The organism is Nostoc sp. DedQUE12b, from assembly GCF_034530835.1.
GTDB lineage: Bacteria > Cyanobacteriota > Cyanobacteriia > Cyanobacteriales > Nostocaceae > Nostoc.
The window spans coordinates 56034-71989 of the sequence record NZ_JAVRCI010000033.1; the positions used below are offsets into that span (position 1 = coordinate 56034).

Here is a 15956-nt window from a genome sequence, read left to right on the forward strand (position 1 = left end):
CAAAAAATAGATATATTAAATCTTGCTTTCAAACTACTTTTATGTGATAATCACCATTAAATACGGTAAGTACATGGTTTTTTAGTAGTTGATAGTCAGAGTTCAAAAATTTAGCTTTTTATCTATTTAAAAATAGATGTAGTTTGGATTGAGCAACGCGAAACCCAACATTGATCGGAGTGTTGGGTTCCGTTCCTCAACCATCCGAGAATTTTGTTAGCAACAGTTTAACCTTGCCACGCCAGTACTTATATTTAATTTATAAATCAACTCTAACTCATTTGTGGAAAGAAAGTTAACTTAAACTAAGGTGAAATATGTCAATTCAAGACACAGCATCTAATTGGGAACAACTGTTAGAAATTGCCCAAAAAAATACCCCGGCTCGACGGGTGCGTAGACCAGGGCAATCTCCTTCTACCGCTCCCATCCCTAGCAGTCTCCATAAACTGCCGCCAGATACAGAACCGCTAGTACTGCTCTACCGCGATACTAACTCTTGGTGTCCATTTTGCGAACGCGTTTGGTTTGCTCTCGAAGAAAAAGAAATTCCCTTTGCAACAGAGTTTATCGACTTGAGCAACAAGCCTAAATGGTATACCGATTTAGTTCCCACAACCCTTGTCCCTGCGGCCAAAATTGAGGACAAGTTAGTTTACGAATCCAAAGATATTCTGTTAGCCTTGGAAGAACGATTTGGGCCAACCTTGCTGCCTGAAGACCCAGAAGAAAATGCCCTTGCTAGACAATGGCTTGAGGATGCTGAAACCAATGGTGTCAGAGACATCGCCTACAAATTTCTCAGACAAGCCCCGGAAGATCCGCATGAATTAGCAAGTTTACAAGCAGCTTTTGAAGCGAAATTAGACGAACTGGAGCAGCTTCTCGGAAAGTATCCTGGCCCATACTTTTTGTCAACATTTAGCGTCGTAGATATTACCTATAGTCCCCATTTAGACAGATTGGCGGCTAACTTACCCGTTTATCGGGGATATCACCTCAAGGGAAATCCCCGGTATCCTCGGATCAACGCTTGGTTTGAAGCGCTCAAACAGCGTCCCGCTTATCACCGCGTCAAATCGGATGATACCACCAACAATTTACTTTTGCGTCGTCGGTGGGGCGTGACACCAATCGGCAATCCTTTGCCACCTGACCCGGCTATTAGCCAAGAAATCCAATTTCGGGCAGAAGCGGCTGAAAGGTTGACTGATAACCGAGAAGTTGCTTTAGGAGATATTCTGAAAAACTCCGGGGTGCAAGCATTGGCGGTCAATGGCGACACCACAGCCGTTAAAGAAGCGGTTGATTTTCACCTCAGATTGCTGGCTGATTATCTCATCAATGGCAATGGTGCAGCATTACCGTGGGGACGCGTGGGTGGTAAAGACAATGCTGATCCGACTGCGGCGGCGGTTGGTGCTATCACACTCGCCTATGTGAGAAATCGCATCTGTGCGCCACGGGATATGAGCGCTGGTGCTGCAACTGCATTCCGCGCAGCAGCAGATAAAGTGTTGGCATCTCTTTATTAGCGATCGCATTTCCAAGTTATATCAAGTCCTGGTAATTAGCTATGATTTCCACAGTCATTGCACCCCACCCCCAGCCCCTCCCCGCTCTTCGGGAGGGGAGACAAAGCGTAGCTTTGGCGGGGTGGGGTTCTTGAGGTTTAATAAGTAATCAAGTGGACATGATATCATTTGCAAAAAAATGTAGAGACGTAGCAGTGATACGTCTCTACAAAGGTTTTAGATGGAGATATTTTATCGATAATCTTGACTTTGAATGCTCCCTAAACGGGCAGCATCGCGAATATTGTAATCAGCACGGGTAAAGCGATTTAGCTGCATTTCAAAAAAGTCTCGATTAGCTTGTAAATGCTTGGGATTTTGGTCATCCAAAGGATATAAAAGTGCAGTTCGCAAAGCTTGAATTACCGCAGAAGTAACACAATACATTGACCGTTGAAAACTCACTCCCAACTGAATCAACATATCTTCTTCACCCCGGCAATGTTGGCTGTAGTAATCAACAAGATATGGTGGCAGAAAATGCAACATATCTTGCATTAATAATGTGGGTGGTATGCCAGCAGTACCCACTGGAAATACATCAGCGTAAAGAATACCAAAGTGAAAGTCTTTCTGGTCTGCCGGCACTTGACGCGCTTGAGCATTATAAGATTTTGTCCCTCGGAAAGGTGAAGTGCGGTAGAAAACTGCTTCTACATAAGGTAATGCAGCTTCATATAACCACATGAAACCCTTGGATTTGGGGATAATTTCGTAGCATTCACCACGCATATAAACGTGATGGTAAATGGGACGACCTGCGATCGCAAATATACCATTAACTAAGAAACTCATTGCCTCTGGGACGCTGCTAATGGTACCTTCATCATAGCGGTCGGACATTTCAAAGAATACCGGGGCCATGACTTCCCAGAATAAGCCCAGGTTGGCGTAGTATGACATCTGGCGACACTGTTCCAAAAACATATCGGGGAACAGGTTGTAAAGTCCCAGCATTACGGGATTCCCTTGGAAGTAAGCTTTAATTGCCCGGTCGGCGTTGGCTTTGTATTCTTCAGAATCTAGGTAAGGATCAAATTGTCCACCCATCCCTCTGTGCCACAACATCGCCCGCATACAAGCTTCCGCAAATTCCATGTTAATGCGATCGTGCAACAAGTGATGCAACAACTTCGGCATTTTGAAAGTTTCACCCTTCTCGATAAATGCCAAAAGTTCTGGATGGGCAGTAGCTTCACCGCGCCAAATTCTTAAATCGGCATCATCACCAGCGTAATGATTATGCAGTTCTAAATACTCTTTAGGTAAGAAGTATTTAAAGAAGGGAAGCGGGTTTAAAAATTCGCGTTCGGCAATATAAAGTAGGTCACGCCAGTAGAAATCCATCGGCACAGCATAAGCTTTGTATAAACCGATGATTTGCATCAAATTTTCTGGAGTATCAGGTAACATTGCACCGCCTGCTTCTAAGCGGTGAATTACTTCGGCAAATTCGTGTTTGGAAGGAGGTAATTTAATTGCAGTTTTAATTGCTGTCATGTTATGAGGAATGGGGAATAGGGAGTGAGGAAGAAACTGTAACCCTATTTCAGAGCTACTTCAGAGATTACGGTTTTTTCTAAAGAGGGAATTGCAGCTACCATCGTTGTAGTTGTGGATTCACTCCAACGCACTAACCAAGTAGGTTGTACTCCCAAAAAGATAATAAAAGCTGCCAAAATTAAAGCTGGTATTTTCTCAGACCAAAGAACTTTAGGATAGTAAGCGAAGTTATCAAGTCTGCCAAAACAAGTGCGATTGAGGAGGATAACAAAATAAACTGCGGTTAATCCACTAGCTACTACACACAAAATTGTCGGGATAGGAAAGACAGAGAAACTACCTTGAAAGACGATAAATTCGGCGATGAATCCTGTTAAACCAGGAATACCTGCGCTAGCCATTCCACTTAAGACTAGTAAGGCGCTAATTAGGGGTAAACCGCGTATAGGACTCATCAAACCATTGAGTTTATCTAACTCGCGTGTACCAACTTTCGCTTCCACGACTCCCACCAAGTGGAACAGAATCGCCAAGATGATACCGTGGCTAAACATTTGGGCGACTGCACCAACGAGTGCTAAGGGAGTACTAGCGGCACCAGCTAGCAAGATATAGCCCATGTGACCAACGGAACTGTATGCTACCATGCGCTTGATATCTTTTTGAGCGATCGCAATTACTGCCCCATAGATAGCGCTGATTGCTCCCCAAATTGCTAAAGTCGGTGCAATAATACTCCAAGCATGGGGAAACATACCCAACCCAAATCGCAACAATCCATAGGTTCCTAGTTTTGCCAACACGCCACCGAGAAGAATGGCAATTGGTGCTGAAGCCTCAACATAAGCATCGGGTAGCCAAGTATGGAAGGGAATTAAGGGAATTTTAATGCCAAAACCTAATACTATCCCTGCTAGTAAAAGGATTTGCTTTGTTGTTGACAGATTTTCTGTAGAGACTGCATCAAAAGCAAAATTGGTAGAACCACTAAGCCATACCATACCCAAGAATGTCGCCAGAATTAAGGCTCCCGAAACAGCAGTATAAATCAGGAATTTCATCCCAGCATAACCCCGTTTTGCCCCTCCCCAAATGGAAATTAGCAAATAGAAGGGGATTAATTCTAGTTCGTAGAATAAGAAGAATAGCAGCAAATTCTCTGCTAAGAAAGCACCTGCGACTCCTCCACTAACTAATAAAATCATCGAGTAGAACAGTCGAGGACGTTCAGTTTCTTGACTACTGCTGTAAATAGCAATCCAGGTGAGCAGGCTATTTAACACCAACATCAAGATAGAAAGCCCATCAACACCTAATTGATAGCTCAAGCCAAGGGTTTCATTCCAGGGTAAATACTCTTTAAATTGCATTCCTGGATTGCTGATATCAAATTTTAGCAGGATAAACAGGTTCCAAAATAGAACTATTCCCGAAAAAATCAATGCTATTAACCGAATGCGATGCTTAGGTATGCTTACAGGTAATATTGCTATGAGAATAGCAGCGAAAATCGGGAGCCAAATCAAGACACTTAACATGGTAATTTTGTCCTTTGTTCTTTGTCTTTTGTCCTTTGTCTTTTGTCCTTTATGACTTACTCTTAGCCAATGACCAATGACTAATGACAAAGGACAAAAAAGCTAACTGACTACGGTAATTCTTCCAGTATCTAAATCGTAATAACCACCGACTATTTTCAGTTTTTCTGCCTTGATTAACTCAGATAAAACTGTCGATGATTTCAATTTTTCAACTTGTGCCAAAATATTTGCTTTACAAGCATTTTCTAACTTATCTCCTGATTGATCTTTTGATTTTTCTACACTTGGTTTAATTGCTTCAAGTAAACTTCCAATTTGCCCTGGCACTTGAGCGCCTTTGATTGCAGCATCTACTGCACCACATCTTTCATGCCCCACTACCATAATGACTTTGGCACCTAATACTAAGCTGCCAAATTCTAAGCTACCAATTTGCTGTGTTGTGGCAATATTACCAGCTACCCGGCAGACAAATAAATCTCCAAGTCCTTGGTCAAAAACAATCTCTGAAGGTACGCGTGAATCTGCACAACCTAGAATAGAAGCAAAGGGCTTTTGACCTTTGGCAACTTCGACTAAACGTGATTGAGTTTGGTTGGGATTGCGACGTTTTGCTTTAACAAATCTGTCATTCCCATCTAATAAATTTTGCAATGCCTTGTCGGGGGTAACATCATCTTCTGCTGGGGCTTTTTTTTCGGCTGCAAGTAAGTTCGAGCTAAGTCCGGCTGTCAATACACCTGTACCAATCGCACCTGCACTAAACTTCAATAAACTTCTTCTGGAAACATTGATTTTGGGATATTGTCTGCTCATGAAATTCTCCTCACAATATTAAACTGTTAACTTTTAGTAGGATAGTTACTGCTATCCAATTGTCGAGATTTGAAAAACCATATTTAAAAACTGCATTCCCCAAAACTGCCAAGTTACCCACATTCCTAAAAGACTCACTCCTAAAAGAACAGTGAATGCATAAAATTGGGTTTGCCCAGAATTGCTGTATTTCAGACCTTCGCCACCTAATAGCGAAAATAAACCAACAAAATTCACGATGCCATCGACTACAAAGCGGTCAATCATATCGGCAAGTTGGGAAATTTTGGCAACTCCAAAAATTATGGTCATTTTATAGAGTTTTGGAGTGTAAAAGTCGTATGCGAACAAGTCCTGCAAACCTTGCCAAGGGAGACGAATCGGTTTAGGAATGTTGCTTAAATAAATCACGCCAGTGATGCTACAACCGAAAATACTTGACCAAATTAAAAGCAGTGCTACATCTTTATTTAGGCTTGCCCAATCGGGTAAAAGTGATAAGCTTTGCAACACTAAAGGAAGATGTAAACTGACACCAAGTAAAATCATTGTTGGCAGAATCATTGGCCAGTGAGCTTCAGGCGATCGCTGACTCATTTGTGTTGCTTTACCGCCAAAAATTAAACCAAATTCTCTGGTTAAACTCACGGCTGTTAAAGCATTTACCGCTATCACTACTCCGACTAACCAAGGTTGGGTTTGCCACAACCCATCTGCTAGTTTCACCAGCGCCCAAAAGCTACCCAGTGGTGGAAAACCAATTAATCCCAAAGTCCCGATGATAAAAGCGATCGCGGAAATTGGGCGACGCGTCCACAATCCGCCTAATTGGGTGACATCTTGGGTAATGCTATTCCAAATGATTCCGCCAGTACTCATCACCAACAGGGCTGCGGATATAGCGTGAGTGAGTACTAACAATAGCGCTGCTTCGTATTGTTGCACTCCCACGGCGATGAATACTAAACCCATGTATGCACTGACAGAATAGGATTGGCAGCGTTTAAGATCGATTTGAGCGATCGCAATTAAAGAAGCACCCACGGCTGTCACCGCACCAATGGCAACCATCGCTGAGGAAGCTATGGGCGAGATGCTTAACACAGGTTGCAATTTAATTAGCACCCATGCACCACTAGCTACTACTACCGAGTTCCGCAAAATTGTACTGGGAACTGGGCCTTCCATCGCTTCATCTAGCCATAAATGCAGGGGAAATTGGGCACATTTACCCATTGGCCCAGCAATTAAAGCTAAACTTACCAGTGCCATAGTTGTCGGGTTGACGTTAGCAGTAGCCGCCCATTCAGCTAATTCTGGATAATTCCAAGTTCCAGCTAAAGGCCATAATGCCAACACGCCTATCAGCAAGAATAAGTCTCCCACGCGCTTGGTTAAAAACGCATCTCTGGCACCTGAAACTACTAGCGGCTGACTAAACCATAAGCCGACTAGTAGATAGGTTCCCAGCGTTAGGACTTCCAAAATTACATAGCTGAAGAACAAGTTATTACACAAAGCAAGGGCACATAATCCCGCTTCAAATAATCCTAATAAAGAATAGAAGCGTCCCCAACCCCAATCCATTTCCATGTAACCGATGGCATAAATCTGGGCCAGCAAATTCAAGCCAGTAATCACAACCAATGCGCCGACACTCACCGAAGATATATCCAAAGCAATGGTTAAGTCTAAACCAGCCGTAGATAACCACGGAATAAATACTTCTTGGGCTGGATAATTCCAAGTTGCTTGTAAGGCGATCGCACTATGCACAAACGCCAAAAATGTCATCACCAAATTTACATAACCCGCCGGTCTTGGCCCCGTTTTCCTAATGATCCCCGGCGACCAAGGCACGGCTAACAAGCCACCTATTAAGGCATAGCACGGAACTAGCCAAACAGTCTCTAGTAGAAACTGAGCCATTAACTCACCTCTATAATTGTCATCAAAACCTATGGGTTTTCAATCAACTCGCGTTGATCTCTGTTAACCCAGCGATGTCTACGACGGGCTACGCCTACGCAAAACATACAAGTTTATCTTTATTTAATGTTGTTAGAAACAGCTTACCGTTATATCTGTCAAAATGGAATTAGTTAATTAAATAAATTTGAGATAAGAACTCTAATTATTTCTTATATAATCAACTATTTAAGTAAGGAATAATAGGTATTTATTCTTATTTATGCATCAAGTCAGGGATGAATCAATAGTTATCATTAGTTTTATCAATCTATCTAAATAATTAAGAGACGCAATCAATCGCGTCTCTATAAATCGACTAAATATAATTTATATTTGGTTGATTTTGTCAACCTGCCAGTGAGAGATAGTAATGGCAGGTGGCGAGATAACTTGACTGATGGGGGCGGGTTTCATGTCCCGGTAGTCCAGGAGTTGGACTACGATGAGGTAGGCGATCGCTAAAATGACCGAAATCGCACCTGTAAGAATAGCAATTAATTTTGAACGTTCCATCAGTATTTCCTGTAATGAAAGTTATTGTGCAGTGTTTATATCCACATAATAAACTCGGCTATAGTTTCTGGGCATGAAAGGTTGTTTGAAAAATGATTGGCTACGTTGGTAACAAAATAACCTATTTTTAATTGCTAGAACCCTTGATTTTTAAAGCTTTTTGGGGAATGAAACAGCCCTGCTCTCCCATCCGTGAGAGGGGATGAGGGTGTGAGGGATTTGCAAAACGCCTGTCTAATATAGTTTTCGGCTTAAGTTGACACCAATGGGCCTTGCGCCCCTACTATAGGATATTTTTTTATAGCCGTAGTCACATAGATTAGGACAGTGTTGAGTATTGATTGCTCAAAGGCCTGAAACGACTGGGTTTTTGTTTAGCACTCAGCACTCAGCACTCAGGACTCAGCACTCAGGACTCAGGACTCAGGACTCAGGACTCAGCACTCAGCACTCAGCACTCAGCACTCAAGACTCAGCACTCAAGACTCAGCACTCAGCACTCAGCCACTCAGCACTCAGCCACTCAGCACTCAGCACTCATGACTCAGCACTCAGCACTCAGCACTCAGCACTCAAGACTCAGCACTCAGCCACTCAGCACTCAGCACTCAGGACTCAGCACTCAGCACTCAGCACTCAGCACTCAGCACTCAGCCACTCAGCACTCAGCACTCAGCCACTCAGCACTCAGCCACTCAGCACTCAGCACTCAGCACTTTGCATAACTGGAAGTCTTTTATCGCGTCTTATAAAGACTAATTATCTACACCAATAACCCTTAACTCAAGCGTATTGATTTAAAATCGCGTTTCATACTCAACTAGGAGTTGATTTTCATCCCCCAAATCAGTTGAGCCTCGCATCAGAATTTCGTCATTGACTCGATAGAGCACATTGTAACGAAAAGAGTCATCGCTAGAAAGAGCGCGTGATAAAGAGGCAGAAAAATTTCTATTGATGTCAAACACACCTTCTGCTGATAAATTCAGAATTGAAGCTCTTGATACTTCATTATTAGTAGCAGGAGTAGGAAATATCCGAAACTCACTGAAACCAACAGCCTGTCCGATCGCAGTAATAGTTCCTTGTAAACTACCTAAAATGGTAGAACTAGCGAAATTAGTCAGCCCTTGCCCTGCATCTGCTTGACCGAAAGAACCCAGAATTGAGCCACCCAGCAGAGCAACTATTTCTCCCTTACTACGGCTAGGTTCGCTCGTCAGTTCTAAATTGTCACCCAATTTGCTAGCTTGCCCGTTCACCCTAGCTTGAACGCGAACGCTACGTAAAGTCCCAAAGTTATTGACAGAAACATCGCTGACTTCAGAAGACAAGGGTGATTCCAAAGTTTGAGTGTTCCTTGCTGATGCTTCCGGTACAATTGCGGTCAGTCGGACATCCAAAGTAGGGTCAAGTCCTTGACTAGGAGTAAACTGCGCAGTGTGTTCATAGCCCCGCGCCAAGGTAAACTCAGTAGAAAATAAGCTTAGTCGTCCTCCTGTCAAACGAATGACTCCTTCAGGAAGTGGTTTGGCTAATGTACCATTGATAGTCAAGCCGCCTGTTGCATCAAAGCTCAATAAAGGCTGACTTAATGCCGCTCCTCCTGGTACAAAGCTTAGTAGAGACTGAGTTGTAACACGAATATCTTTGTCTAAAATCAACTTTAAATCTGCAAACTCTACAGGTAAATTGGGTGGAGTTGCGGCGCTAGTGCTTGCGTCTGCTGTTGCCACTGGCTTAGTGCTTCCTTCCACTGTAGCCACTGGGTTAGCGCTATTCTCTGCTGTCGGTGTGACGTTAGGGTTAACTTCTTCTCTATTTAGATTTATAACTTTAGTATTAGCCTCTGCTGTCGTTGCTGATTTTTTAGCAGTAGCAGTCGAGTTGCCAATAATCACCTGACCATCACTCAATTTAATCTCTCCACCAATTACAGGTTTTAACGCCGTGCCGCGAATCACGACATCGCCGCCAACACCACCTTCATACAATCCTGTAATTTCAAAATTGAGTTTGTCTGCTATTGATACTGTGAGAGGGTTTGATGTTGCTTGCTGAGGCTGAAGAATTGGGAGGATGCCTGATGCACTTACTTGCCCTTCATTGTAAGTGCCTTGGATACCTTGGACATTCACACTATTACCATTAAACTGCGCTGTTCCTGTGACATTCGTTAGGGGTTCAGATAAGGCTTTAGCGCTAAAAGTTGCATCATTAAGGGTGACATTGCCATTAATAATTGGTTCGTTTAAAGTACCTTGAACATTTAAATCTACTTGTCCTTGACCATTTACCCAAGCGACTTGATTGTTAGTAAACAGGTTTAACAGTGCTAATCCTTCATTATTCACATTGGCGTTGATGCTGATTTGATTGCTATCCGGTTGCACTTCGGCAAAAGGTAACGGAGCAGGTACGTTACCTGTAATGGTAACTGGCTGCGTTCCTGTCACTAGTAAGGTACTGTCAAAATTCAAACGAGCATTGTTGTAATCAAAGTTCACTTGTCCTGTTTGCACGGGTTGCTTGTTAAGAGTTGCATTCGCCAGTGTCACTTCCCCTTGGACTCTAGGATCTTGTAAACTACCTCCCAAGGTGGCGTTAGCATTCACATTACCAGTGATATCTACGGGATATTTTTCGATCAGAGGTTCTAAAAGTGATAGAGGTAGACTGGCTACATTCAATTTTCCAGATAGTTGCTCAGTTCCTAACTGCCCCGAAAATGCCACTAGTCCTTGATTAATCCCCACGCTCAAGGGCGAAAGGGTGACGATACCATCGGCAAAAGTTCCTTGAGCAACAACTTGATTGATGGAATAATTACCCCATTGCCAGTTAGCACCTTGAAAATTAAAGCCAACATTCAACCCAGATTTTAACGAGCCATTGGCTGTAATTGCTCCGTTTAAAGCACCTGTTAATTCTGCAAGGCTGGGCAAAGATGGGGTTTGTTTTGTTTCTGCTTGCTGTTCTTTGGCGATGGCTGTTGTAATATTCGAGAAATATGCTAACTGTGTTTTCAAATCTGCATCGGGCAAACTGACAGACTCAGTTTCAAGTGCTTCTGCTCCAGCTAATGTTGGAGGTTGTAACCCAGTATTCAGGTCTTGAAAGTCGAAGATATTAAACGCTTGTAAGAGTCTCTGGATTTTGGCTTCGGCAAAATTAGCTTGAAATTGAAATTGCGGGTCATTCCCTGCTTGCACGTTACCACTGAGGGCGATGTTGCTATCGCCAATCCGCAATAGACCATTAGCCAAGCTAGCTGTACCATCGGCATAATTGATGTTGCCGCGAAATTCATCGGCTGCAACTCTGGCAACGCGAGGCCCTGCGATCGCCACATCTCCCGCAATGGCATAATTATTCAGATTCACAACTAAATTACCTGATAATTGCCCCCCCAAAGGTTTCAATTGATTGTTAGGTAAAAAGCCGCCAACCAGAGCGATGGGAAACTGTTGGGCGTTGATTATCAAGTTATCTCCCTCAGTTCTACCCGTAGTAACTGCCTCATCGCGTTTAACTAAAAATGAAGTGGGACGATAATCTGCACCTAAGTTAAGCGCAATCCGATCTTGTTTCCCAGCTAGTCGCAGAGTTGCCCCTTGTCCCCCTTGAAAATTCACGTTTCCGGTTAAAAGTGGGTCAAATGCCAAATTACTGACATTGAAATTCCGCAGTCGGATATTCCCATTCGCTTGCGGGACATCTGGAGTGCCTGTAACTTTTCCATTAAAATCCAGCCGCCCTGCTATTGCTACGTCCCCAGGAACTTTAAAGCCAGTATTTTGTAAGTTGAAATTTCGCGCCAGTACATTTAAATCAAACCCAGCAATTTGGGGTGCGCCAGTTGGGGGAGACTGAATAGCGATCGCACCATTAGCACTAAATCCTGCGGTACTTGCGTTTTCAACGATAATCTGCTGTCCATTCCACTGAAATCTTGCAGTCAGCGGTTTTGCCAGTTGCGCTACTCCTTGGGGAAGGTTGATTTGTCCGGCGGCGCGAATATCCGCAAGCTGGAAAGATTGGGTTGTGCCAGCTAACTGAATATTGCTATTCAGCCGTCCTCGCAGTTGTGGTGAGAAACGGCTGAGTTGAATTCGAGAAGTTTTAACAGATCCTTGCCAGCGTTGTTGTGCAAGTTGACCTTGAGCTGTGATTGTCCCATCGGCGACGTTCACAACCGCATCGGGAAAGACGATATTCTCTCCCTGTTTGGTAACAACAACTCGTCCGGTAGTGGGATAGGTGGCACTAGGCGCTTGCACCCGCGCTACTGTTTGCAGATTGCTCAGAGTGCCGGAAATATCGGCATTTGCTGAGACATTCCCAATGGTGATGCCGGGTGAGGAATTATAGGCTTTGGCGATGGCATCCCCTGGTATATTTCTTGCTTGCACATTCAACGCCACCCTACCTTGGGGTGCAAGCTGAACTCGTCCGCTAGCTGTGACTTGCCCTCCCACCTCTGGATTTGCTTGAACGCGAGAAACGTTGACGTTTAAGGGTGTACCCAGAGAACCAGAAATTTTTGCGTTCGCAGATATACCACCAACATTAATTGGAGTTGAAATACCATAACCTTGAGCGATTGCATTTCCTGGGATACCTTGAGCTTGAATATCTACGCCTACCTCACCTTGAGGAGCAAGTTGAATTTGACCATTGGCGGTGATTTGTCCTCCGGCTGGCGGCGTTATCTGAACATTAGAAACATCAAGTTTTAAAGGCTGTTTGCGAAGTGAGCCAGAAATTTGGGCTTTTGCTGAAACATTGCCAACTGCGATCGGTAGAGTAACGCCATAGCTCCGTGCTAGTATATCTCCTGATATCCCATCAGCTTGAGCATTAAATATTACCCCATCTTTGGCTCCCAAATTAGCTTGACCACCGCCTATAATTTGACCGCCAGCTGCGGGGACTATTTTCAAATTGGAAACAGTAAGTTGAGATGCAGTTTGAGATGCATTCAAGCGGAAATCAGTGTTGATGGTTTTAAATTGAACGCGATCGACTTGAATCGGTTTTGTGTTACTTACTGTACCACTAACAACTGGTTTTTCAAGTGCGCCGCCTACCTGAATATTTGCTTGAATTTCGCCACTAGCCGGGACTGACGAATTCACTTTCAATGTATCTAAAATATTTTTCGCAGTAACTGGTCTGATCTGAGCAGAAACATTAAAACCTGTTTGAGTATTAATTGTTCCATTTGCCAGAATAGGAACTTTGCCAAAGTTCGTACTCAGATTATCTAAAGTAACTGTCTGACCCTGAAATAGAAATCTCCCATTAAAATTAGAAATTGGCTGAGGAATATTTTGAATTTTGGCAGTGACTTGATTAGCTGTAGCTGTTCCGGTAATTGCGATGTCTGAAAGTTTGGGTGGAATCTGAACTCCTAAGTCAGCATTTAAATACCCTGCTTGCAGAGCGATCGGTAACTGAATTAATCGAGTGATATCGGATGCTTGTAAATTTTGTGCTTGCAGTTGGAGGTTAGTTTGTTGAGCTTTTAGTTGGGTTTCGCCAACAATTTTGGCAGCGCCTCCCCTAGTGAGTTGAGTATTGAAGTCATAACCGATCCTTTGATTTTGATCGAAAAATCGGGCAATACCACCAACTCGATCTAATATTACTGAGTCTTTGGGTTTAGTTGGTGCAGTGAATGGCATTAACTCTATATTGCCATCTTGAATTTGAAGTGACTGCAACTCAGTTTGAATAAAGCCTTGTCCCTCCCCAGCCTTAACTTGGGCTGTCACCCAACGACCATCTTTATCCTGTTGAACATAGACATTGGGTTGAATTAAGGTGACATTTAATGCTAATTTTCGGCTCAGAATAAGTTGCAACGGCGAGAACTGCACATCTAAGGCTTTTGCTACCACCTGATCTGCATCGGTGGCAGTTGCTGGTATTGATAGAGAGCTAAATCTCAGACTGGAAAGCGAAAAACGTTCAACTCCTCCAACTTTTACTGGACGCCCTAGTAATTGCTCAAGATTTTGCTGCACTAACGGTGCTAAATCTTTGTATACATAGTTTCTAGCCCACCAAGCACCAACTATAATTCCAACTAGCAAAACCCCACCCAGAGCCAAACTGGTACGTCCTAAAAGCAGGAGCCACAGACGACGATTAGATGGTTCCTGATTGTTTTCTGAATTTGGCGATCGCTTCATGATTGTTACTAGTACCAGTAATTTTTTCTGGAGTCAGGCTAGAGACAAATTAGTTAGTTGTATCTGCAAGTTACAAAATATGGTTTCACAATATCAGGACTAACGCAAGAACTTTGCAGCAAGTTGCTTCTATTTATTAGACGAGACTGCACCAATAAGACGCATTTGCGGTGCGTCTATGTTATTTCATAATTTTTCGTAATTACTGAATATATTTTGATTAATAGTTTGTCACCAGACATTAGTTTTGTTGGTCTTAAAGTTTGAAAACTTTGCTGGTATTAGGAAGATTATTTAGAATTTTATCTGCGTCTTCAAAAGAAGTGGTATTGCGTTTCCTAATCACATGAGTTAGATCATATTCCCCTCCTCGCTTGCGGGGAGGGGTTGGGGTGGGGTTCTTGTACCTCACTTAACCAATAACTGCTATATAGATATTATCTTTCAGGAATTAGGTAATATTTTATGATTAAATTACTTTACGATCGCACCTGTATATACGACTTTGGTTATAAAAATTAACTTTTGTAAAATCTAACTTAGTATAGATGACAAGAGTAAATAATCTTGATTTGGAAGTAATGTAGAGTGAAAAGTTACTTTCTGAAGCTGGATTTAGCTCCCCGAACAAGGCGATGCAAATGTTTATGACATACTACGCGATCGCACTTACAAAATATTTGTGAATAAAACTTAGGCTTACGTCAAGTTCTCAAAGAATTTTATTGAGTAATTCATCAAGTCAAATTTGAGACTATAACTGTGCTATTAAACATCAATACGCGGGAAATATATTAAGTAAGAAGAACTAAATAACAAAATTCCCGACTTCTCTAAAAAGTTGGGAATCTGAGCTTTTCCATTCATCTTTTGCAAACCCAATCATTCATCATTTGGATCGTCAATCATTTCCGGTACTAAAGCTGGGTTACTTTTACGTTCTTCTGGTGATTGCTCTCGAATAACATCGTCTATTCTCGCAGGGTGTTTGATTTTGTCCAATATCTCTAGACTTAATTGTGAGGCATCACCTTCTGGATTAGACTTTTCAGCCTGGCTAGGAACTGTTTCCTTATTCATAATTATTTCCCTAAACCCTAAACTTATACGCCAAGCTTAAGTTCTTCTATGGTCGGGTACACACTATCTTGGGACTTAATTTCACATAACGGTGGGAAGAAAGGCGTCAGTTGCCAGAATTCAGTTGGGTATTTTGAACGAAAGAGCGAATAGCACAGCGTAAAGCCTTCTCTCTGTAGGAAAAGAAAAGGCTTAGAGCTAGTCCGCTTACTCTGTAAGAGTTGCAGGGTTTCATAAGAGAGCGTCTTGATTCTGACGCCTTGGCGGAGCGTCTCCGGCTCTGCTCCTGAATTCTTCTTCGAGAATTGTGGTTTTTGGCTAACCCAGAGAGCAATGTCATGAAAGCTTGATATTGTTGCCGTTGCTCAATATGTAAATCAATACTAATGTTATGAAAACATGACAATTAGATCCCAGAAGGGCTGATAAATTCGTGAAACAGGCAAAAAACCTACTTATGACCCCTTGATCCCTAGATATGCTTAGTGGTTAATATAGACTTAACAAATAGAAATCCTCCGATCCCAAAGAAATGCTGATTTTGGCATCATTAAGGAATTGAAAGGATGTTGGCTCAATTTAAAAACAGATTAAAAAGCTTAAAAACTGGGCAAAACCAGGAGTCAGTATAAGAAATTCATCTGGAATGGATGAGATTTTACATAGCATTCTTTAACCAGGGGAAATCATTTACCGCTTAAACTACTGGAGGCCAAATTAATGGCAAAAGAACGCCCGCCACTAGAGGAGATGACCTTACG

Annotated in this window: 9 protein-coding genes; 2 read left to right on the forward strand and 7 right to left on the reverse strand. The window is 42.7% G+C overall.

Features of this window, described 5'->3' with window-relative positions; all coding sequences use genetic code 11:
- Nucleotides 1–317: 317 nt before the first annotated feature.
- Entirely contained in the window at nucleotides 318–1535 is a 1218-nt protein-coding gene (locus RMY16_RS17515; protein WP_322737471.1) for a glutathione S-transferase family protein, read from the forward strand.
- Between the two features lie 231 nt (nucleotides 1536–1766).
- On the opposite strand, the gene RMY16_RS17520 is transcribed toward RMY16_RS17515, so the two are convergent.
- The 5 genes from RMY16_RS17520 to RMY16_RS17540 form a co-directional block, all read right to left on the reverse strand.
- A complete protein-coding gene (locus RMY16_RS17520) occupies nucleotides 1767–3074 on the reverse strand; it encodes a CO2 hydration protein (protein ID WP_322737473.1) in 1308 nt (435 codons plus the stop codon).
- A gap of 44 nt (nucleotides 3075–3118) precedes the next feature.
- Nucleotides 3119–4615 (reverse strand): NADH-quinone oxidoreductase subunit M, encoded by a 1497-nt coding sequence (locus RMY16_RS17525; RefSeq protein ID WP_322737474.1) that lies wholly within the window; start codon nucleotides 4613–4615, stop codon nucleotides 3119–3121.
- 102 nt (nucleotides 4616–4717) lie between these two features.
- On the reverse strand, nucleotides 4718–5434 hold the full coding sequence (locus RMY16_RS17530; RefSeq protein ID WP_322737475.1) for a carbonic anhydrase: 717 nt from the start codon (nucleotides 5432–5434) through the stop codon (nucleotides 4718–4720).
- A gap of 51 nt (nucleotides 5435–5485) precedes the next feature.
- Entirely contained in the window at nucleotides 5486–7363 is a 1878-nt protein-coding gene (locus tag RMY16_RS17535; RefSeq protein WP_322737476.1) for an NAD(P)H-quinone oxidoreductase subunit F, read from the reverse strand.
- Between the two features lie 369 nt (nucleotides 7364–7732).
- Nucleotides 7733–7918 (reverse strand): hypothetical protein, encoded by a 186-nt coding sequence (locus RMY16_RS17540; RefSeq protein ID WP_322663747.1) that lies wholly within the window; start codon nucleotides 7916–7918, stop codon nucleotides 7733–7735.
- A 337-nt stretch (nucleotides 7919–8255) separates the two neighbouring features.
- On the opposite strand from RMY16_RS17540, the gene RMY16_RS17545 reads away from it, so the two are divergent.
- Nucleotides 8256–8693 (forward strand): hypothetical protein, encoded by a 438-nt coding sequence (locus RMY16_RS17545; RefSeq protein ID WP_322737477.1) that lies wholly within the window; start codon nucleotides 8256–8258, stop codon nucleotides 8691–8693.
- Between the two features lie 22 nt (nucleotides 8694–8715).
- On the opposite strand, the gene RMY16_RS17550 is transcribed toward RMY16_RS17545, so the two are convergent.
- Both RMY16_RS17550 and RMY16_RS17555 read right to left on the reverse strand, forming a co-directional pair.
- Nucleotides 8716–14115, reverse strand: a complete 5400-nt coding sequence (locus RMY16_RS17550; protein WP_322737478.1) for a translocation/assembly module TamB domain-containing protein — start codon at nucleotides 14113–14115, stop codon at nucleotides 8716–8718.
- Nucleotides 14116–14997: 882 nt separating this feature from the next.
- Nucleotides 14998–15195 carry a hypothetical protein gene (locus RMY16_RS17555; protein ID WP_322737479.1) on the reverse strand — a complete coding sequence of 66 codons (198 nt, stop codon included), beginning with the start codon at nucleotides 15193–15195 and terminating at the stop codon, nucleotides 14998–15000.
- Between the last annotated feature and the right edge of the window lie 761 nt (nucleotides 15196–15956).

Bases quoted from the DNA above. Each gene is read 5' to 3' on its own strand.
- RMY16_RS17525 (WP_322737474.1), bottom strand. From the start codon at position 4,615: ATGTTAAGTGTCTTGATTTGGCTCCCGATTTTCGCTGCTATTCTCATA.
- RMY16_RS17555 (WP_322737479.1), bottom strand. From the start codon at position 15,195: ATGAATAAGGAAACAGTTCCTAGCCAGGCTGAAAAGTCTAATCCAGAA.
- RMY16_RS17535 (WP_322737476.1), bottom strand. From the start codon at position 7,363: ATGGCTCAGTTTCTACTAGAGACTGTTTGGCTAGTTCCGTGCTATGCC.
- RMY16_RS17540 (WP_322663747.1), bottom strand. From the start codon at position 7,918: ATGGAACGTTCAAAATTAATTGCTATTCTTACAGGTGCGATTTCGGTC.
- RMY16_RS17530 (WP_322737475.1), bottom strand. From the start codon at position 5,434: ATGAGCAGACAATATCCCAAAATCAATGTTTCCAGAAGAAGTTTATTG.
- RMY16_RS17550 (WP_322737478.1), bottom strand. From the start codon at position 14,115: ATGAAGCGATCGCCAAATTCAGAAAACAATCAGGAACCATCTAATCGT.
- RMY16_RS17515 (WP_322737471.1), top strand. From the start codon at position 318: ATGTCAATTCAAGACACAGCATCTAATTGGGAACAACTGTTAGAAATT.
- RMY16_RS17520 (WP_322737473.1), bottom strand. From the start codon at position 3,074: ATGACAGCAATTAAAACTGCAATTAAATTACCTCCTTCCAAACACGAA.